The organism is Paenibacillus sp. 32352 (assembly GCF_002042965.1).
Taxonomy (GTDB): Bacteria; Bacillota; Bacilli; order Paenibacillales; family NBRC-103111; genus Paenibacillus_S; species Paenibacillus_S vulneris.
In genome coordinates this window covers 284,847-305,209 of record NZ_MZNT01000003.1, presented here as the reverse complement: position 1 = coordinate 305,209, position 20,363 = coordinate 284,847, and the positions used below count along the sequence as shown (strand labels likewise).

General features: G+C 50.2%; 18 protein-coding genes. 5 read left to right on the top strand and 13 right to left on the bottom strand.

Annotation, left to right across the window (positions count from 1 at the left end):
- Positions 1-4: 4 nt before the first annotated feature.
- Positions 5-1,270, top strand: coding sequence for an MFS transporter (locus B1728_RS09085; protein WP_079909882.1), 1,266 nt, complete (start codon positions 5-7; stop codon positions 1,268-1,270).
- 193 nt (positions 1,271-1,463) lie between these two features.
- Here the strand turns inward: B1728_RS09085 and B1728_RS09080 are convergent, their stop codons facing one another.
- The 3 genes from B1728_RS09080 to pdxR all read right to left on the bottom strand — a co-directional run bounded on the left by B1728_RS09080 (position 1,464) and on the right by pdxR (position 5,235).
- On the bottom strand, positions 1,464-2,198 hold the full coding sequence (locus tag B1728_RS09080; protein ID WP_256865298.1) for a WecB/TagA/CpsF family glycosyltransferase: 735 nt from the start codon (positions 2,196-2,198) through the stop codon (positions 1,464-1,466).
- A gap of 75 nt (positions 2,199-2,273) precedes the next feature.
- Entirely contained in the window at positions 2,274-3,671 is a 1,398-nt protein-coding gene (locus B1728_RS09075) for a stalk domain-containing protein (protein WP_179135955.1), read from the bottom strand.
- A 106-nt stretch (positions 3,672-3,777) separates the two neighbouring features.
- Positions 3,778-5,235, bottom strand: a complete 1,458-nt coding sequence (gene pdxR, locus B1728_RS09070) for a MocR-like pyridoxine biosynthesis transcription factor PdxR (RefSeq protein WP_079909879.1) — start codon at positions 5,233-5,235, stop codon at positions 3,778-3,780.
- Between the two features lie 114 nt (positions 5,236-5,349).
- Between pdxR and B1728_RS09065 the strand changes: the two genes are divergently transcribed.
- The gene (locus B1728_RS09065; RefSeq protein ID WP_079909878.1) at positions 5,350-5,976 is read left to right on the top strand and encodes a pyridoxamine 5'-phosphate oxidase family protein; all 627 of its coding nucleotides are present in this window, start codon (positions 5,350-5,352) and stop codon (positions 5,974-5,976) included.
- Between the two features lie 139 nt (positions 5,977-6,115).
- Here the strand turns inward: B1728_RS09065 and B1728_RS09060 are convergent, their stop codons facing one another.
- The 4 genes from B1728_RS09060 to B1728_RS09045 form a co-directional block, all read right to left on the bottom strand.
- Positions 6,116-6,412 carry a DUF6509 family protein gene (locus B1728_RS09060; RefSeq protein WP_079909877.1) on the bottom strand — a complete coding sequence of 99 codons (297 nt, stop codon included), beginning with the start codon at positions 6,410-6,412 and terminating at the stop codon, positions 6,116-6,118.
- Positions 6,413-6,543: 131 nt separating this feature from the next.
- On the bottom strand, positions 6,544-6,750 hold the full coding sequence (locus B1728_RS09055; protein WP_079909876.1) for a hypothetical protein: 207 nt from the start codon (positions 6,748-6,750) through the stop codon (positions 6,544-6,546).
- A 67-nt stretch (positions 6,751-6,817) separates the two neighbouring features.
- Positions 6,818-7,369 carry an SLOG family protein gene (locus B1728_RS09050; protein WP_079909875.1) on the bottom strand — a complete coding sequence of 184 codons (552 nt, stop codon included), beginning with the start codon at positions 7,367-7,369 and terminating at the stop codon, positions 6,818-6,820.
- On the bottom strand, positions 7,366-8,556 hold the full coding sequence (locus B1728_RS09045) for an MFS transporter (RefSeq protein WP_256865297.1): 1,191 nt from the start codon (positions 8,554-8,556) through the stop codon (positions 7,366-7,368). Before B1728_RS09045 ends, B1728_RS09050 begins: the two co-directional genes overlap by 4 nt.
- A gap of 230 nt (positions 8,557-8,786) precedes the next feature.
- Here B1728_RS09045 and B1728_RS09040 point away from each other — a divergent pair, with 230 nt between their 5' ends.
- Entirely contained in the window at positions 8,787-8,999 is a 213-nt protein-coding gene (locus tag B1728_RS09040; RefSeq protein ID WP_079909873.1) for a YrzA family protein, read from the top strand.
- A 59-nt stretch (positions 9,000-9,058) separates the two neighbouring features.
- On the opposite strand, the gene B1728_RS09035 is transcribed toward B1728_RS09040, so the two are convergent.
- Complete coding sequence (locus tag B1728_RS09035; RefSeq protein WP_079909872.1) at positions 9,059-9,646, bottom strand: DUF3238 domain-containing protein; 588 nt, start codon at positions 9,644-9,646, stop codon at positions 9,059-9,061.
- Between the two features lie 285 nt (positions 9,647-9,931).
- A complete protein-coding gene (gene kduI, locus B1728_RS09030; protein ID WP_179135954.1) occupies positions 9,932-10,765 on the bottom strand; it encodes a 5-dehydro-4-deoxy-D-glucuronate isomerase in 834 nt (277 codons plus the stop codon).
- Between the two features lie 354 nt (positions 10,766-11,119).
- Between kduI and B1728_RS09025 the strand changes: the two genes are divergently transcribed.
- Entirely contained in the window at positions 11,120-12,427 is a 1,308-nt protein-coding gene (locus B1728_RS09025; protein ID WP_079909870.1) for an aminotransferase class I/II-fold pyridoxal phosphate-dependent enzyme, read from the top strand.
- Between the two features lie 156 nt (positions 12,428-12,583).
- Here the strand turns inward: B1728_RS09025 and B1728_RS09020 are convergent, their stop codons facing one another.
- From B1728_RS09020 to B1728_RS09010, 3 genes are all read right to left on the bottom strand, one after another.
- Positions 12,584-13,036: a VOC family protein gene (locus B1728_RS09020; protein ID WP_079909869.1), complete on the bottom strand. Its 453-nt coding sequence runs from the start codon at positions 13,034-13,036 to the stop codon at positions 12,584-12,586.
- A 241-nt stretch (positions 13,037-13,277) separates the two neighbouring features.
- On the bottom strand, positions 13,278-14,531 hold the full coding sequence (ilvA, locus tag B1728_RS09015; protein ID WP_079909868.1) for a threonine ammonia-lyase IlvA: 1,254 nt from the start codon (positions 14,529-14,531) through the stop codon (positions 13,278-13,280).
- Positions 14,532-14,696: 165 nt separating this feature from the next.
- Positions 14,697-16,424, bottom strand: a complete 1,728-nt coding sequence (locus tag B1728_RS09010; RefSeq protein WP_079909867.1) for an S-layer homology domain-containing protein — start codon at positions 16,422-16,424, stop codon at positions 14,697-14,699.
- A gap of 281 nt (positions 16,425-16,705) precedes the next feature.
- Here B1728_RS09010 and B1728_RS09005 point away from each other — a divergent pair, with 281 nt between their 5' ends.
- Positions 16,706-18,319 (top strand): FAD-dependent oxidoreductase, encoded by a 1,614-nt coding sequence (locus tag B1728_RS09005; RefSeq protein ID WP_079909866.1) that lies wholly within the window; start codon positions 16,706-16,708, stop codon positions 18,317-18,319.
- A 181-nt stretch (positions 18,320-18,500) separates the two neighbouring features.
- Here B1728_RS09005 and B1728_RS09000 read toward each other — a convergent pair whose 3' ends face one another.
- Positions 18,501-20,273, bottom strand: coding sequence for an ABC transporter ATP-binding protein (locus B1728_RS09000; protein WP_079909865.1), 1,773 nt, complete (start codon positions 20,271-20,273; stop codon positions 18,501-18,503).
- Positions 20,274-20,363: the final 90 nt, after the last annotated feature.

Genomic DNA, 20,363 nt, shown 5'->3' with positions numbered 1-20,363 from the left:
CATTATGCAAGCAGCATCATCCGGAACGGAGGCCGCCGGCGCAAGACTGCAATCGGCCCCGCAGCACAGTCTCAAGCCGACTGTCATGCGAATTTTACTTGCCATAAGCATCGTTCATTTGTTCAATGATTCCATCCAGTCGATTATTCCGGCCATCTTGCCGATTCTTAAGGATTCGATGCAACTAAGCTACATGCAAGCGGGGATTATCGTCTTTTCCCTTAACATGACCTCTTCGCTTATGCAGCCGGCCATCGGCTTATATTCTGACCGCAAGCCCTCCCCCTACATGCTCCCACTTGGAATGGGATTGACATGCCTAGGGGTGCTGGGCCTTGCCTTTTCGCCCAATTACGGCATGATTCTCGTATCCGTCATTTTTGTCGGGCTGGGCTCCGCCATCTTTCACCCGGAAGGCTCGCGCGTCGCACACATGGCTGCAGGCTCACGGCGCGGGCTGGCACAGTCCATCTTCCAGGTAGGCGGCAACGCCGGACAATCCCTGGCCTCCATCATGACGGCGCTCATCTTTGCTCCTCTTGGACAGCGAGGGGCCATTTGGTTCGTTCTTGTGGCCGGACTGGCCATAGCCGTTCAAATGTATATTGCGCGGTGGTACAGCGGTTATATGGCGGCAAACCCGAGACCGGTCAAAAAATCCGCAGCACATGCCAACCGACCGGCCCGTAAGAAGCAGATCGCCTTTGCGTTTACGATGCTGATTTTTCTTGTGTTCGCCAGATCCTGGTACCATTCCGGGGTATCGACCTACTACCCGTTTTATTTAATGGAGAAATTCAACCTGTCTCTGGAGCATGCGCAAATCTACATCTTCCTGTTTGCGGCTGCCGGTGCCGTCGGCACCTTCCTCGGAGGGCCGCTTGCGGACCGTTTCGGACGGCGGAATATGATTTTCTTCTCCATGCTCGGCTCCGCGCCTTTAGCGCTGGTGCTGCCGTATGCTAATGCATTTTGGGCCTACGTCATTTTGTTGATCAATGGACTTATTATTTTATCCAGCTTTTCAGTCACCGTAGTGTATGCTCAAGATCTTGTTCCAGGCAAGGTCGGAACGGTCTCCGGACTGATCACCGGCATGGCCTTCGGACTCGGAGCATTGGGAGCGGTAGCCTTGGGCGGCCTGATTGACAAGTTTCATCTGGAGGCGGTTATGCAAATGGTCAGCTTCCTGCCGCTGCTCGGACTGTTGACCTTCTTTCTTCCCTCGGACAAGAAGCTAAAGGAATGGGACCAGCAGGCATCCGCTTAAAAGCAGCAGGAACCATATAGTGCCTTGGCATCGAAGCTTAAAAAATCCTCCTCTCCGCAAGTACGGAAAGGAGGATTTCTTTGTTGACACGGCTTCTACAGATAAAATTCGGAGCTCCCCTCCAAAGTAACCGAATCAGCTTCATAGCAAAGGCCATCGCTTGATGGGGATAAGTTAACTCCAATCTATGAACTCAGCCTCTTCCCGTAACGACTCTCCAGGCAAACTTCGGCAGCAGGAGCTGCCTTCGCCATCTTAACGAGGGCTTGGACAGCAGCCGGTGCAGCCATTCCAGATGGAGGTTCTGCCATAGGACCGGCGCCCTCTTGACAGTTCCGGCAATAATATCGAGGCTTCCGCCGACTCCGAAGGCTACTTTGGCGTGAAGGCTTGTTTTGTACCTCGTAATCCACTTCTCCGAATACGGCGCCCCCATAGCAACGATCAGAAAGTCGGGCTTGGCGGCTTGAATGGTGCGAACGATTGCTTCCTCCTGCTCCTTGCCAAAGAAACCGTGATGCCTCCCCGCAATGCGAACCCCTGGATAGCGTGCCGCAATGTTGTCCGCCGCTTGGCGGCTCGTCTCTTCATCTGCCCCCAGCAAAAAGAATGAATAGCCTCTTTCATTGCCCATCTCGAGCAAGCCGATCAAAAGATCGTACCCCGTCACCCTTTCCTTGAGCGGGGTTCCTTTCCATTTGGAAGCCAGGACGATTCCTATACCATCAGGAGTTATCAGGTGGGCCGCATCCATAATTTGCTTGAATTCGCGGTCCTGAAGGGCCGTCATGACGAATTCCGGATTGGCCGTGATAAGATGAAACAAAGAATCTCCGGGGTTATTCACCCGATCGGCAAGGTGCTGCAGCGTCTCGTTCAAATCAAGAGGGGAGAACGGAATCCCCATGATAGGTACCGGTTGTAACAAGGGATCACCTGCTTCGTTATTGGTATGGGTCTTGTAAAATCAGTTCTTATCCCATGATTGTACCGGTTGGGTTAGTCAAGTTGCAAACATGACAACCTGATAATTGACTGACGCCGGGTTGCCTTGTCTGTCCTTTAATCCGGATATTTGAACCTCGAAGTGGTCTCCGTCCATATATTGGATGCCGTCATTCGGCTTAAAAATGATGCAGTAAGGAACTCCATAAGCGGTAGTATCGACATTAAAGTAGGTGCCGCCGTTCCGGCCTTCCTGATCCTCCTGATCCAACGTCCAGATGGTTTGATCGTTTAGACGCGTCAGCGTAACGGTTACATCCCCTAGATTCGGTTTCTTGAACAATTCCGGGTTCAAGGAAACTGACCAAGGATCACTTCCCTGGAAATAAGGTAACGGGAAGTAACCCTTTCCCGGCCAGGTGATGATATCGTATTCGAATGGGACCGGTCGGCTTTTATCAAACACCTGCATAGGGGAATAATACGTTCGATAATCGTGGAAACGTCTCCCTTCCGCCAGCCCGAAGCCGATTTTTTGCAGCGGCGGGTACAGAATCCACCGGCGATGTCCGACCGTCGCCCGATTCGAATCGTCATGGTCGCTCATGTAGGATGCAACCGTCCGGGTTAACAGGCTGCTCGGCTTAATGGCGCTGCTGGCGGCATAAATACTGTAAATATTGCTCGTGCTCGTGGATAAGTACCCTTTTTTATAAAAGTCTTCATCCATGCCCGCCGTCTTGCCGGGGGTATGGGACAGCTTGCCGTAGTCGGCCAGAAGCACCGCTCCGTACTGAGCCTGCTCGTTGAGGGACGAATCCTGCACCAGATCATCGGGCAGCCCTGCCAAATAACGCATCAGATTGACGGCTTTCACTCCATCTTCCACATAATCCGTGTTCAGCTTGCCTGGTTTATGGGGAGCCGTGATATGAGGCTTCTCCTCGAAAACAGCTCCGGAAAAGACCGGCGCAGACGCCCGGATCCGCGCATCGATCTGCCGCTTCGTTCTTCCGTTCAGCGGATCGTCGTTTTCAACAGAAATCGTCCTGGTCTCCTCGTTCCAATGCACATACATCCCTAGCGAGTTACAGACGAAGCGGAGGGGAACCAATGGCTCTCCGTCTTGCAGCTGCACCGGAACATTCATCTCTGAAGCCTGCCCGGATACCCTTGCTTGCCGGGAGCCGATGTCGAGCTCTATCCTGGTCCCGTTCTTCATGCCGACAACGGTTTGTTTGCCGGCCGCCCACGAGAAGCTGGCGCCAAGTGACGGAAGCAGCTCCTTCCCTGGAATCATGGCATGGCCGTCAACAAGGATCGGCGTACTTTCGAACAACGCGGGTGCTCCATTGATTGTGACATGAATCCCGGTTTCCTCCGCATACGCAGCAGCAGACAGAACCGGCCCTGCCGCTGTCAACGCTAACAAGAAGCCAATTGCCCATCGTTTCAAGCGCCTCATCCCCCCGACCTTTTGAAAACGGTTTATCTTAGACGTTACTTCGACAGGGCCTCATATATTTCCTTCCATGGAAAAATCATCAATCCCCTTCCTGTCTTTATATCTCCGCGGCCAGCTCCTTCATGGTCCGGACCCCATATTCCATTGCTTCCTGCGGCAAATGAGGAAAGTGAAAACAAGCGCCATAGTTAAGCTTCGCCGCTTTACCGGTAACAATCTCCGACCAGCGGACGCCCGCTGAAGCGCAGCGGTCACGAAATGACTCATATTGGCCCGCAGATCCTCGCCACCAGCCAAAAATATGCAGCCCGGCATCGCTCTCCACCCAATCGAACGGTTCGGACAAATGCGTTTGAAGCTGCTTGAGCAGAAACTCAAACTTGCGGCTGTACACCCGCTTCATCCTGCGCAGATGCTTCTCATACTGACCGTTCTGCATGAAGCCTGCGAGCGCCTTTTGCTCCAGCAAGCCGGCAGGCAGCGGCTCATACAGCGATTTGGCCTTCACGAAGGGGAGGACCAGCGGCAACGGGAGAACGGCATAGCCGATTCGAATGGTCGGCAGCATCGTTTTGGTAAAGCTGCCTATATAGATAACCCGTTCTTGACGGTCCAATACCTTTAGCGGCTCTAATGCCTTCCCCCGATGACGGAACTCGCTGTCATAGTCATCTTCTACAATGATGGCGTCCCTCTCCTGTGCCCACTGAAGCAGCTGCTGCCTTCTTTCCATGCTTAATACGGAGCCGGTGGGATACTGCCTGCCTGGCGTCACGAACAGCAGCCTGGCATCCCAATCGTCCGGGACAATCCCGTGCCTGTCCACTTCTACAGCAACGCCTATACCGTTCACCGCGTGAACAGCTCTTGGAATTCCCCTGAATCCAGGGCTTTCCATGACGACCTTATCTCCCGACTGTACGAGCATCTGGACCGCAAGCGCTATAGCTTGCATGGAGCCGTTCACAATAACAATCTGCTCCTTGACAGCTGCAATGCCTCGGGCTCTGCGCAAATATTGGGCGATACACTCTCTCAATGCATCGTCCCCCTGCGCCGGAGGAAGCTCCATTGGGCCGTCTCCCTTGGTCAATTCTCTGGAAGCGGCATACAAACAACGGCTCCATTCTTCCTTCGGAAACGCATCATATTCCGGGTGGAGCGTATCAAAATCTGCCTTCATTGCGGCTGCCGACGGCGCCGGTGTGTACAGAGCTGCAGGTCCGGACTGCTCCAGCAGCCGACGACCCCATTCGGAGAGCCTGTATTCTTTTTTTGCCGTATCCGGTTCCTTGGGGCCCTCCCCCCGATAGGAGATAAAGGTACCTCGTCCGACTTCGCTTACTACATAACCGACGGAAGCAAGCATATCGTACACTTGATTGACCGTTCCGCGGGACATCCCGTACAAGCCGGCCATCTCCCTGCTGGAGGGCAGTCTGGTCCCATAAGGCAGTATCCCTTCTACAATCGTATCCCGCAACGCATGATACAACGCCTGCATTTTGGTCGAATATTTCAGCTCATAACCGTGATAAGGAATTTGAAAATGCATGGCTATCGATCCTCTCCACTCGCATTGGTACATTAAAAATAATGTAAATTGGCGCTTTTCGATTGTCAATCAAAACCGTAATCTAGATGTCAAAAGAGCAACGGAGGTTGAACCATGAGAAGAAAAGAATTTGAAATGATGGACAAGAAGGAGACGGAGTTATTTTTACAGGAGATGAGCTTCGGGGTTCTGGGCACCATCGGAGAGGACGGATGGCCTGAGCTGACGCCTCTTAATTTCGTGTATTACGAGGATCGCATTTATTTTCACGGCAGCAAAATCGGGCAAAAAATGAAAAATCTAAAGCGCGAGGCCCGGGTAACCTTCGCCGTTGCCAAGGAGTATGCCATTATCCCTTCCTACTTTCTAGATCCGAGGCTGGCTTGTCCCGCTACCGCTTATTTTAAATCGGTTCTGATCAAGGGTACGGCCGAAATGGTCGAGGATGCCGGGGAAAAGGCCGGAGCGCTTCAAGCTTTCATGCGCAAGCTTCAGCCGGAGGGAGGGTATGAGCCTATCGATCCGTCAGATTCCGACTATGCTTCTCAGCTCAAAGCAACAGGCGTCGTGCGCATCCGGGTGAGCGAGATGAGCTCGAAATATAAATTCGGGCAAAATTTGACGGAGCCCCGTTTTACTCAAGTGACTGACGGGCTGCAGCAGCGCGGGGGCACATGGGACGCCGAAACCTTAGCCCTGATGAACGCCTATTGTCCGCATCACAAAAATATGCAGGAATAAGCCTGGACGGATTCGGCTAATCTCATGACACCTGCTGAAATTGCAGGATCTGATGTTTAGGCGGAACCGACTATCTTATATCGAAAAAAAGAGCTGCCGGTTCAAATTCCGGCTTGCTCTTTTCTTTTGGCGTATGCAGTTAGGCTTCTTCAGCCTCATGGTAATGCTCTTGGCAAAATGCCTCTACCAAAGCAATTTCTTCATCTTCCATATCAAATTCGAGGTACCGCTCCGTCCCTCTTTCGAAAATCTCATATTTCACGATTCGCGATCCGGCTTCCTCCACGCTGTAGATAGCTCTGACATACAAGCCTTGGTCGGAGTACAGCTCGTCCTCCTCATCGACCTCGATATCCAGGACAAATTCGTATCGTTTGCCTGGTAAAATGCCGAACGGGTCCTTTACAAATTCCACGCTGTAATCGGTGATGTTCATAGTTATAGGGTTCATCCTTTCCTTACTGCCTTCAGACCCTATTATACATAGAAAAGAAGCAAAATTAAAAACCTGTTCATCGCTGAACAGGTCGAATGTGTGTTCTTGGAGAAGGGATTTGGAGCAATACGCTATTCGGAAACCTCTGAACCTGACTCTTCTGACCCGTCGGATGAATCTTCTGCTTCTTCGCCGGCTTCTGCCTCTTCAGCTGCTTCCTCCTCAACCTCTTCCTCTACTGCCTCTTCCTCGGCTTCTTCTGAAGCGCTTACAATCACTTCCACTTCCGCTGCAGCCTCTTCAACCAGCAATTCATCCCTTTGAAATTCTTCTCCCATATGAATCCCTCCAATGTGCACTTAGTTTCCCTAAGTGTGATACTATCTTATGAAGGGGAAGAAGGTTTTAGTATTGCTCCATCTGTTCCTCCTCAATAATATTTTGCAGGTCATTGGCGGTGATGCTGATGATGCGGTAAGCCTGTCTATTCGCCAGTGCAGCGGCTTGTTCTTTCATGAACTTTGGGGACCCTTCCTTCTCCTCATCGTATACGAGAAGGATACCGTCCGAATTACGCAGTAAAAATTTGTTTTTCTCTTTAAACTGCCATGGACCCTCATACTTCATCTTCGTCACGCTGTTCACGTAATTGGCTCTCTGGAGCACGCTTGCGTACAAGCTCTTCTTCTCGTCGCTCCAATTCTCCTCCTGCTCGAGAAACGGTGTGATCACAGCCAGCTGCAGCTGTTCATGGGTTTCCTGAAGCTCTAACACCGCCTCGGCGGCCCACAGCTCCACACCCCATTGACCGCTGACAATAACCCATTCCAGCCCTTCATCCATCAGGGCGGTAAGCTGCTTTTTGATCGCTTTCTTAATGATGGGAATTCCCGGATGCTTCAGTGAGTAGATGCCCAGCTCAGCTGCCTTATACCCTGTTACCAATATCCGATTCACTGATTCAGCACTCCTTTGTCTCCCGATGCGGCTGCCTCCGCTCTCTTCTCTTTGATGCTAATCCATAGGATAAAAGCGCTGCAGGCCAGCGCTATCCAGGCATTAAACATAAACACATGGCGCATTCCATAAGCCTCGCTTGCGAAACCGCCGAAAAAGCTGCCGATAATTCTTGCCACTCCGAGACTGAGCAAGCCGTTTAGCGTCTGTCCGCTCGCTTTCAGCTCCTTCGGTACTTCCCGGTTAATATACATCGCCATCGTAACCGTCAGGACGATAAAAATCAGTCCATGAAGCGCCTGAGCCGGAAGAACCCAATACGGATTTTCCGTAAACGAGAAGCTGAGCCAGCGCAGCGCAGTAGCCAGGCTCGAAATCAATAAAATATGAATGAGCCGAACGCGCTGCATCAAGCGGTTGGCGAACAGGAGAAACGGGATTTCGCTGAGCGAGGAAATAACCATAGACCAGCCGATCATTGCATTATCGGCCCCAAGCTCTCGGAAATAGATGGGAAAGAACGAATAATAATACCCCAATGTTATTTGCAGTACAAGATTAATGGCCAGGTACGTCATTAATTTGCGGTTTTTGAACAGAACCCAGATCTGCATTTTGTTGCCCGCCGACTGATACCCCGATATTTTGGGAAAGCGCGTTAACAGCAAGAGAGAGGCCAGCATCACCCCAGCAAAGACGGGAAACAGGTAATCGATATGAATTTTGGCCAAATAGCCGAACACGATGGACATCATGGCAAAGCCAAACGTTCCACCCAACCGGATGCCTCCGAAGGACCAGCGCTTTTGTTTGTCCAGCTCCTCCAAGGTAATGGCATCGCTGATCGCGAAGATAGAGGTTTGGAAAAAAGTAAACAGACATACCATAATCAACAAATAGTAGAACGCCGAAGATAGCGGAAACAGCAGGACCATGACTCCGCTGCCGATAATAAGACAAGCCAGCACAGAGTTCTTGGTTTTTGCCCGGTCCCCTACCATCCCCCATAAAGGCTGGGCAAGCACGGCCACTAGCGGCCCCAAGCTCAGCAAAGTGCCTATTTGTGCAGGAGTGGCTCCTACCGATTGGAAGTAGACCGGGATATAGGTCCCGTATACTGCATTTCCCATATAGACAATCGTGTAAAATAACAGAAAGTAGATCATGAGAGGGTTCTCTCTTTTCATATAGAATAAGGCGTACGAGACCTATTATCTCACCCGTTCCATGGATTGACAACGTGTTTTTCGTGAGGCAAAGCATAGGCGTTCTTCCTCCGGAGGAAGACCTATCTTCCGGGCGAGTCATCGCTCCCTCATTCGAGTACTGCTCAGAGAAAGCATTACCGCACAAGTCTTGTCCCTAATCTTATATCTGGTACAATAGATGGTAAAAACCGTAGTAGGAGAGGAAAGTCATGGAGTTCCGTCTGGATCGGATTGAAAACAAAGTGGAGTTTTTCGAAGCTTACGATATGAAGACGCTGGAGCGAAAAATTTCGGGGCAAATCGAGAATAACAAGGCGCTGCTGCTGGATGTTTACGCTATCGATCATCATGTGGTATTTGACCCTAATCTCGGGAAAATGCTGTACAGCGCAGTCGTTCATTTCAAGGCGAAATCGTTTTAAGCAGGCGCATTCAAAGCCCCTCTGCTCCCATTGGCACGGGTTCAGAGGGGCGGTTTCATTTATACGGTCTTCTCGAAATGATATTCCATATCCCCGGCCATTGCCAGAGGCGTATCTCCGGTATCCAGAAAATGATGCGAATGAATAAGCTGATGCTCGCCAAAGTCAACCTGTTTATAAAATTCATAGCATGGAAAGCCGTCATGAGAACCACGGATATGTGCAATGCCGTCTTTATGCACGGTGACCTCTAAACGATAATCTACAGTCTGGGCGTCAAGCCTTAGCGGATTGCTGACGCTGGCTCTCATCACGAAGGAAACCTCATGCTCTCCCCAGACTTCATTCGATACGGTGATCCCGTCCACAGCCGCCCTGCCTTCCTTAAACTGCACCTTACCGTCCGTGTCGGTTACCCGCAAGATCGTTAAGCCGGTGTTCGCGTGAACGACCAGCCTTTGCTTTGCAAAATCGACGCTTACCTCCTGCTCAACGCGAGAACGTCCTGTGTTTACCGCATGGGGAGTGAAGCCACGGATGTCCGCTGCATACTCCAGCTTGTTTCCTGTCTCCGGATCGAGAATTGCCGGCAGCCAGCTCATTCCCCCGATAAACACGCTGGCCCTGATTTTGACGATACTTGCCATGCTCATCAACCCCTCATTCTTTGTAAGGGAAATCGGCTTATGCACTCACCGTGAGCCTATGATATACGACTTCTCTTGCTGCAGATTCACGATTCTTCTGATGTCTACGGACCGTTTCCTCCCATTTTCTATCCCTTGCTCACAAGCCCATTATCTCATCAGCCCCGATCCGTTGACAATGAAAAAAATCCGGCCGCCCTGTAACAAATAAAAAAAGACTGCCCGCAGGACAAATGAATGTCGAGCGGAACAGTCTTTTCTACGCACCTTGATGCGCTTGTCGGATTAACGAAGATCCTTAGGATCTACTTTGTCCATGTCGTGGAACACTTGGTTCTCACCGGCCATAGCCCAGATGAAGGTGTAGTTGTTGGTACCAACACCGGAATGAATGGACCAGCTTGGGGAGATAACCGCTTGCTCGTTGCGAACAACCAGGTGACGGGTTTCACTAGGCTCGCCCATGAAATGGAACACCAGGCCGTCTTCCGGCATATCAAAGTAGAAGTATACTTCAGAACGACGGTTGTGCGTATGGCAAGGCATTGTATTCCACATGTTGCCCGGCTTCAGCAAAGTCATACCCATAACCAATTGGCAGCTTTGAACGCCGTTCAAGTGGATGTATCTATGAATAACGCGCTCGTTAGACGAGTTGATGGAACCCAGGTGCTCGGTTTCAGCCTCTTCCAGACCTACTTTTACAGTTGGATACTGCTTGTGAGCTGGCGTGGAGTTGAAGTAGAAGCGTGCTGGGTTCGAAGCGTCAGCGCTTTTGAACGTTACTTCTTTATTACCAAGACCTACATACAGGCAGTCTCTAGTGTTCAATTCATATTCTGTACCTTCAACGATAACGGAGCCTTTAGGTCCAACGTTGATGATCCCGATTTCACGACGCTCCAGAAAGAAGTCAGCACCCATCTCATGCTTGTCCGCTTCGAGTTTGATCGGCTCGGAAGTTGGGATAACGCCGCCTGTAATAAAACGGTCCACGTGGCTGTATACCATAGTCAATTTGCCTGGAACAAACAGCCCTTCGATCAAATATTCGTTTCTTAGCTTGTCCGTATCGTACGATTTCGTTTCCGTCGGATTTGTCGCGTAGCGGATTTCCATAACAATAATTGCCTCCTCAGTAATAATTGGCAGCGATGTTGATGGTCCAATTAACCATAAAACGTTTCAATTCGCAAAAAAAGACGAATCACGTTCATCCGCGCCCCTGTATATGGTAACATAAATCCGGGTACATCGCTACCAATACGGAGGAACTTCAAACATTGTCAACAATTGTCCTCCCATTTTTTATCGTTTTTGGAACAAATCACGTACATCGTTCGAAGGTCGGCAGAAAAAGGTTCGGCATTTTCCGAAAGAAGCCGTGACTCCCTCGGTCGAAAATGGTATAATATTGCCTAATGTTATGCCTATTAATTTATGTAAGTTAGATGAATGGAAGGATGGAGCGAGATGAACCCTCTTGCGCAACAGCTCAACGATACGATTGCCAAAGAAAACCCTTATGTGTATGAAATGCTGTCCGATCTGGGCAAGCAAATCTATTTTCCTAAGGTTGGCATCCTAAGCCAATCCGCAGAAGCAAAGCAAAAAGCAAAGAAATTCAATGCCACCATCGGTACTGCATTAGAGAATGGCAAGCCTATGCATCTGAAGGTGATTCAAGATACATTATCCGCCTACGATCCCAAAGATATTTACGAATACGCTCCTCCTGCCGGTAAGCCAGAGCTGCGTGCCGCTTGGCGTGCCAAAATGATCGAGGAAAACCCTTCGCTGGAGGGCAAAAACCTGGGGAACCCGATTGCGACGAACGCGTTGACTCACGGTCTTAGTATCGTGGCCGACCTGTATGCAGGTCCTGGCGATGTCGTCATCATTCCTGATAAAAACTGGGAAAACTACGAGCTGACTTTCGGTATTCGCCGCGGTGCGGAAATGGTATATTACCCGCTCTATAACAGCGAGCGCAAATTTAATTCCGAAGGACTTCGCGAAGCTCTGTTCGCTCAAAAAAGCAAGGGTAAAGCGATTGTCGTCCTGAACTTCCCTAACAATCCTACAGGCTATACACCGGGCCTAGAAGAAGGCAAGCAGATCGTAGCGGCTATCAAGGATGCTGCGGAAGCAGGAATCAATGTCGTAGCGGTAACCGATGACGCTTACTTCGGCTTGTTCTTCGAGGATTCGATGGTTGAGTCTCTGGCAGGCCAGTTGACCGATCTGCACCCTCGCGTGCTGTCTATCAAAATTGACGGAGCGACCAAGGAAGAGTATGTATGGGGCTTCCGTGTCGGCTTCATCACTTACGCCGGTCAAAGCGACGCTATGCTCGCTGCCTTGGAGCAAAAAACGATGGGAATTATCCGGGCGACCATTTCCAGCGGACCTCATCCGTCGCAAACCTTTGTCCTGCGCGCGCTGAACTCCCCGGATTTCAAAGCGCAAAAGCATGAGAAATCCCTCATCATGAAGGGCCGCGCCAACAAAGTAAAAAGCATTCTGGACAGCGGCAAATTCGATGGAGTCTGGGAATACTACCCATTCAACTCCGGTTACTTCATGTGCTTGAAGCTGAAAACCGTTGATGCCGAAACGCTCCGCACCCACCTGCTCGATAAGTATGGTGTCGGCACAATTGCCCTGGGCGAAACGGATCTGCGTGTTGCCTTTTCCTGCATTGAGGAAGAGAATCTTGGAGAATTGTTCGAGACTATCTACCAAGGTGTTCAGGACTTGCAGCAAGTGGGGGCAAAATAATAGATTGATCTGCAAAACCCTGGCTGTCCGTTGGACGGCCAGGGTTTTATTTGATATAAAAGCAGCTATAGCTTAATAGGATCATAGATGTCAAAATCAAAAAAATCGATCGCATCGGCTGCAATGTGAAACGGGTTCACTGACTTCAACCGTCACTTATTTATTACCGAGTTGTTGCGCCAAACCAATTAGAATTCCTTCGCTTCCACGAATGTAGCAGAGCTTATACGAATTCTCGTACTGAACCACTTCGCCAACGAGCTGAGCCCCATGCTTAGTGAGTCTGGATACCATTTCGTCAATGTCTTCAACGGTGAACATGACGCGCAGATAACCGAGGGCATTTACAGGAGCAGTTCGGTGATCTGATATAACAGGTGGGGTGAGAAACCGCGAAAGTTCAATCCGGCTGTGGCCATCTGGGGTAACCATCATAGCAATCTCTACACACTGTGAACCCAGCCCGGTTACGCGGCCAGCCCATTCACCTTCGACAGTAGCTCGCCCTTCGAGCTTCAAGCCAATCTCCTCGAAGAAAGAAATGGCGTCATCAAGGGATTCTACAACGATGCCAACATTGTCCATTCTTAGTAATTTGTTTTTTTCCATAGCTTTATCTCCTTATGTGTACAAATTGATTACCTGATCCTGTTGCAAATATTAAGGATCGGCAAGTATCTTCAGTTCCTTTAAATCCATGAGGATGTCAGCTCCGAACGGTGATGTCATTCTCATTATAGAACACTAGTTCGTATATATCAACTATTGATACCAAATTTTAACATAGTCTTTAAAAAAGAAAAACGCAGCTCTTGAGCTGCGTCCAGGTTGTTGAATAACCTTCTCCATATCAAATCAACAGATTAAACAAATGGGGATTTTTGTTAAGCTCGACAAACTTGAAGCCTTTAAGCCGCATCCGTTCGACCAGAGGCTCATAGTCCTCCTTATGCTTAAGCTCGAGACCGACCAGCGCAGGCCCGTTCTCCTTGCTCGTCTTCTTCGTATACTCGAATCGCGTAATATCGTCGTTCGGCCCGAGCACTTCATCCAGGAACTCACGCAAAGCACCGGCACGTTGAGGGAACTCCACCGTAAAATAATGCTTAAGCCCTTCATAGATCATCGACCGTTCTTTGATTTCCTGCATCCGGTCTATATCGTTGTTGCCTCCGCTGATGATACAAACGACATTTTTACCGGCGATCTGCTCCCGGTAAAAGTCCAGCGCCGTAATGGTAAGCGCTCCAGCCGGTTCGGCTACGATGGCATTCTCGTTGTACAGCTCCAATATGGTTGTGCACACCTTGCCTTCCGGCACGACGATAATGTCATCACAAACCTTTTGGCAAATATCATAGGTCAATTCTCCGACACGGCGCACGGCTGTCCCGTCCACGAATTTGTCGATGTCCGTCAGCGTCACAATCTCGCCTTGATCGATCGATTGACGCATGGATGGCGCTCCCGTCGCCTCGACACCGATAAATCGGGTCGAAGGACTGATGCTTTTAATATACGTTCCTACACCGGCCGCCAAGCCGCCGCCGCCAATTCCCGCAAAGACGAAATCGACGGGCTCCCGCATATCGTTCATCAGCTCAAGACCTACGGTGCCTTGCCCGGCAATGATTTTTTGGTGATCAAACGGATGAATGAACTGCATGCCTTCCCTTTCGCAATAATTCACCGCTTCATTCAAGGAATCGTCGAACGTATCGCCGATCAGAATCACCTCAATGAAAGGGCCGCCAAACAGCTTCACTTGAGAAATTTTTTGCCGGGGTGTCGTTGTAGGCATGAAAATCTTGCCTTGGATTTGCATCGCCTTGCACGAGAAGGCGACACCTTGGGCGTGGTTGCCCGCGCTGGCGCATACGACGCCCTTGGCCAGCTTGTCCTCCGGCAGGCTGCGTATTAAGTTATAAGCGCCGCGGATTTTGAACGAGCGGACCACCTGCAGATCCTCCCGCTTCAGAAACACGTTGCAGTTATATTTTTCCGATAAAATAAAGTTTTTTTGCAGCGGGGTATGATGGACGACGTCCTTCAGCACGTGACTGGCCACGATGATATCTTCTAGCTTGACAGTTTGATTATCCATAAGCTCCTCCGGTTGACTTCATTAATTTTTCTATTATACACCTATGGCGTCACGTGTCCATAGATTTGCCAAAAAAAGAACAGCCCTCCTGCGAACTCTCTGGTTCACGGGAAGACTGCTCCTTTTGTAATCTAACCTTTCCACTATCTATATCGATATAAGGGATTAGCGGATGACAATCGTATGAACGAGCTGGTCTTTACCTCTCAGCTCAACCAAACGGTTCGTGGTCAGCTGGGACAGGTCCCCTTGAATAGTCAAATTGGAGGACGTGTTGTACACCGCTGTTTGTACCGTACCATTGCTCAAGGTTTGGTTGATAGAGATAGTAGCAATCGATCCGGCAGAATTTAGCGTGTAGGAGTTCAGGTTGCCGACAACCGTGAAATCGATTTGCTCGTCAGCCAATTTGGTCACTTCAACGAAAATAACTTGACCGTTATAAGTGCGCACATTGACTTGATCTCCTGCTCTCAGCTCGGAAGCCGATACGGTACGGCCATTACGAACGATCGTCGCGTTGGAAGCGAAGGATACGTTGTAGGTTTGGTTATCTTTGGTCAATGTCAGCGTGTTGTTGCTAACAGCTGTATTAACCGTAGCTGCGAATGTCGTGTTGTCAGGCAGCTGGCTTTCGGCAAGCTTGGTTACTTCGACGAAAATGATTTTGCCGTTATACGTACGGATATTGACTTGATCTCCCGATCTCAGGTCAGAAGCCGATACCGTACGACCGTTACGAAGGATAGTCGCATTCGATGCGATCTCTGTGCTGTAAGATTGATTATCCTTAGTGTAGTAAAGCTTGTTATTGCTTACTGCAGCGTTCAAGGATGCGGAGAAGGTTGCGTTGTCCGGTGTAGTCGAATTGCCGCCTGCGGCTTTGGTTACTTCTACGAAGATCGCTTTACCGCCATAGGTACGAACGATGACTTGATCTCCCGATCTCAGCTCGGAAGCCGCTACTTTAACGCCGTTTCTAAAGATGAAAGCATTCGAATCAAGCTCCACGGTATAAGGCTGACCGTTATTGGTCAGAGTCAGCGTATTGTTGCTCACTGCTGCGCTCAGTGTACCTTTAATCGACGTGTTATCCGGAAGCTGGTTGCCTGTGCGATCGAGCAATGCAGCGAGCTCCGCACGTGTTACCGGACGGTCCGGACGGAACGTATTGTCCTCATAACCATCAACCAGGCTCTTCTCAATAGCTTCTTCTACATAACCGACGGAGCCGGCAGGAATTTTATTGGCGTCCTTGAAGGTCAGCTTCGTATTCATTTTCGCTTTAGCTTCTTCCTGAAGCTTCAATGCTTTAATTAGAAGCGTCGTCGCCCAGAGACGGTCTGCTTCTTTTTCCGGTTGAACGGAATCATCGGATTCCTGGAACAAGTCATTTTGAAGCGCTACCGCAACATAACCGACAGCCCAAGGATATTTTTGCTTGATTTTATCTGCATCTTTAAAGTTCAGGTTCGAATTCATCGCTTCTGTCGATTCGGCTTGGTCACGCAGCCCCATCAAACGAACGGCAGCGGTGATAGCCTCGATGCGGGTGATCGTTTTGCGCGGTTGGAACGTCCCGTCCTCATAACCCTCGAATACTCTCTTGGAAGCCAGGCTGGCAATATAGCGGGCGGCCCACTCTACATCTGCGCCCTTCACATCGTCGAAGGACAGCTTGATCGTCATGTTTTTCACGTTCAGGTTATTGATATAAACATCGCTGTTATTATTTTTGTTATTGACTTTGGTTTGAACCGCATCGCGGCCGCGGTCTTTATCATTGCCTTTTCCCTTGCCGTTGCCGTTGTCGGCAAATGCCGCGGTGGAACCGCCCAGCACCATGGCCATTGTCAAACCGGTAACCATAACCTTCTTGAAAGTATTGTTCATCATCATAGCTCCTTGTTCATAAATAGTGGGGGTAAGCGGCGCCAAAATTGCTGCAGACAACCCTAGGCACCGGTGGATGTATAGTCATGATTTGTGAATCAGAACCTTCGCGAAGAATTCCTGTATTTACTACTACAATGTTTCGCCTGCCCGAAAATGTTTGTGGGGGTCTTTTGAACAGGCATGAGAAAAATGGTAGACTATTTTTATACTGTTTTTTTCGGTAAGGGAAATTCCTAAATCGAACAGGTAAGGAAAGGATTGGGGGAGAATACCACGTAATGAAATGGAATGGAAAAAAGTTATCCGTCGGCCTGTCCGTTTTGGCCCTGGTAGCGGCTGGAGCCGTCTACTCGGTGATGCACTTCGGAGGCGGCGGAGCACAGAATAACCAAGGCACGACGGAAGCATCGTCTAGCGGGACCAAGCCGCAGACCGTGACGCCGACACCAACGCCGGAGCCGCCGATCCCATCGGAAAAGGTCGATGTGGTTGTGTTGGGAAGCGAGCTTGAGGGATTGTATCTGGCAAGGGCGGCCGCTGATGAGGGGCTGAAGGTGAAGGTGCTGGACCCTCGCGAAGCGTTCGGTGGACAAGTTCTCCAGGGTGAAATGCTGTTCCTGGACGAAACAAGAGATGATCAATACCACTCGCTGGTTCAAGGCCGCGCCAAGGAGCTGTTCGACGGCTTCCGCAACGGCAAAATACGCAAGCTGCCGGAATTTACTCAGTATTTTGATAAGCTGAAGAAGGATATCCCTGTCGAGTCCGGCATCAAAATTCAAGAAGTGAAGCAAACCCCGGGCAAATTCGGGGCGCACGCGGTGGAATCCATCACCTATTCCGGAAAAGACGGAGCCAAGAAAAATATAAAGGCGGATTATTTCGTCGACAATACCGACTTTGCAGCATTGATCAGCAAGCTTGATGCCAAACGGATGCCGGGCCTGGAAGCCTTCTACGGTCAAAATAACATCGAGTATATGAGCTCAGGCATGATGATGAAGTTCAAAAATGTCGACTGGAACAAATTCAAAACAAGCTTCAACAATATGACTCCGGAGCAGCGGAGGGCCAAGTACGGCGGAGGCTCGGTCGATGACAGCTTTGCCATTGGACTCAGCGGCATGACAAGCGCCTATAAGCCGACCAACGATAGAGTGTTCCTGCGGGGACTGAACGCGGTGAACCAGCGCGACGGTGAAGTCATCATCAATGCGTTCCTGATCTATACCGTCGATCCGAGTGATGACAAATCGGTAGCCGAAGCCATGGAGCTCGGGAAGAAGGAAATCCCGCTGATTCTGAATCATTTCCGCAAAAATATTGTCGGGTGGGAAAACGCAGAGCTGAACGGCTTCCCGAATTACTTGTACATACGTGAATATAACCATTACGAATCCGATTATGTGTTAAAGCCGTCGGACATGCTGGGAGCCAAAATGTTCTGGGATAACGTCAGCATCGCCGGTTATCCTCTCGATCTGCAAGGAACGAGCGCCAACAAGTGGGGCATTGAGATGGGACGTCCCGACAAATACGGGATGCCGCTACGCAGCTTCCTTTTGAAAAACTACGACAATGTCATTCTTGCCGGCAAGAACGTCGGTGCCTCCGCTATCGCTTACGGCAGTGCGCGAATTCAACCGAATACAAGCACCGCCGCCGAAACGATCGGCATTTTGATGGGACAGCTAAACGGCAAGAAGAAGCTGAGAGAGCTTACCGAAGCGGATATGCCGGCATTGGACAGCTACCTGGAAACCAAATACAAAATTAAGCTGACCGGCGTCAAAGGCAATAACAAAATCGCCGGATGGACCAATGACGAAATCGCAAAGCTCGATACAGGCGAGATCGTTTATGCTTCCTATGTGAATAAACGCAAGAAATAAGTCCCTGCAGGCCTTTGTTCTCGGGAAATCCCCGCTAATCAGCGTGTATAATCCAAAATTTCCCGAGAACAATAGCGACCGGAAGAGGGTACCCCACCGGGTACCAAAGCAATTTTCGGATTTTCAGGTTTTTCAACAAACTAAAGCAGAGAAAACGTTCTACCGTTTCCTCTGCTTTTTCTTATACGCTATGCTGTTTTGCAGGCTCTTGAAGCCGCAGCTGCTGCGCGGCAAATTCCCGATATAAGGCATGCGTCTCCAACAGCTCCGCGTGAGTCCCTTTGCCTGTAATCCGCCCTTTCTCCATAAACAGGATTTGGCTGGCGTCTACCACCGTGGAAAGCCGGTGGGCTATGACGAGCGTTGTCCGCCCCTTCATCAAATTATTCAATGCTTCCTGCACGACAATTTCGGATTTGCTGTCCAGGCTGGAGGTTGCTTCGTCCAGCATCAGGATTTGGGGATCTCTTAGCAGCGCGCGGGCTATGGCGATTCTCTGGCGCTGCCCGCCGGACAGCTTAATTCCCCTCTCCCCGACCTCCGTATCGTATCCCTTGGGCAGCTCGCTAATAAACAGGTCCGCATACGCCATCGCGGCAGCCCGCTGAAGCTCCTCGTCGGTGACGTCCCGATCCATGCCGTAGGTGATGTTTTCCCTTATCGTTCCTGCAATAATAGGGCTTTCCTGCGACACATAGCCGATTTGGCTTCTCCAGGATTGCAGCGAATACTCTTCAACGCTCTCCTTGCCGAGCCGGATCGTTCCGCTCTGCGGGCGGTAATATCGTTCCAGCAAGGAGAACATCGTCGTCTTGCCGCTGCCGCTAGGGCCGACAATTGCCGTTACTTGTCCCGGCTCCAAGGTGAAATGAACGTCCTTTAATACCGGATCGCCGCCGTCGTAGCCGAATGAAACATGGTCGACGGTGATCGTTTGACGCGCATTCTCGAGCTTCCGTCCCTGCAGGGTGTCTTCCTCCTCCGCATCCAATGTGTCGATGATGCGCTCCGTTGCTCCCATCGCTTTTTGCAGCTGGGTGAAGAATTGGGTAATCTGGGTCATCGGCATGACGATTTGGATCAGGTACAAAATAAACGCGACCAGCTCACCTGCTGTCAGAATGCCGGACGATACCCGCATTCCGCCATAGCCTATAATGACGACCAGCAGAGCCATCAGGACGAAAGAAATTATTGGAGAGATCAGCGCCTGAACCTTTCCCTCTCTCACGCCATATTGAAACAGCTTCGTAATACCGGCTTTCCCGGCCTCATATTCCAGCGGCTCTGCATTGGACGACTTCACAAGTCGAATTTCTGACAACACCTGGGTCAAGACGCCCGTAAACCGGGCTGTTTCGTCCTGAAGCCCTTTGGAAATCACAAACATCTGACGTCCGATCGGCAGCAGAATAGCCACCGAGAGCGGTACGGCCAGCAGCATGATCAAGGTCATCTTCCAATCCAGGTAGAGCAGGATAGCTATAGAACCGATGATTGAGATCACTCCGTTAAAAAAGCTTGTGAGGTGCTCCGAAATAAGCCCCTTCACAATTCCGGTATCGTTCGTCATCCTGCTGATCGTCTCCCCTGTACGATGATTATCGTAATAAGGAACGGTCAAGGCGAGCAGCTTCTTCCACAGCCGATCCCGCAGGTTCGCGACAATTTGCTGCCCGACGCGATTCAGTAAATATATGGATACCCCTCCCGCCAATGCCTGGGCAGTGAATGTCATAACGAGCAGCACGATCTGCTTGGGCTCAATCGACGTTAGGGAAAAGCTGTCCACAAGGTTTTTGGTGAACAAAGGTACAATCAATCCTACGATCGTCGAGATGACGCTTAGCCCAACTGCGATGCCAAGCATCCATTTGGAGGGCTTCGTCTGCCGAATGACCTTGATAAATAAGCGCCACTGTCCTGATGGGTTCTTCCCATTCATCTTTTCCATCTCCTATCCGACCTCTTTTCTGTATGTCCGTTTCTTACCGGAAATTCTCTCGCAATAAAAGATTACGATATCTATTTAAACGGAATGTAA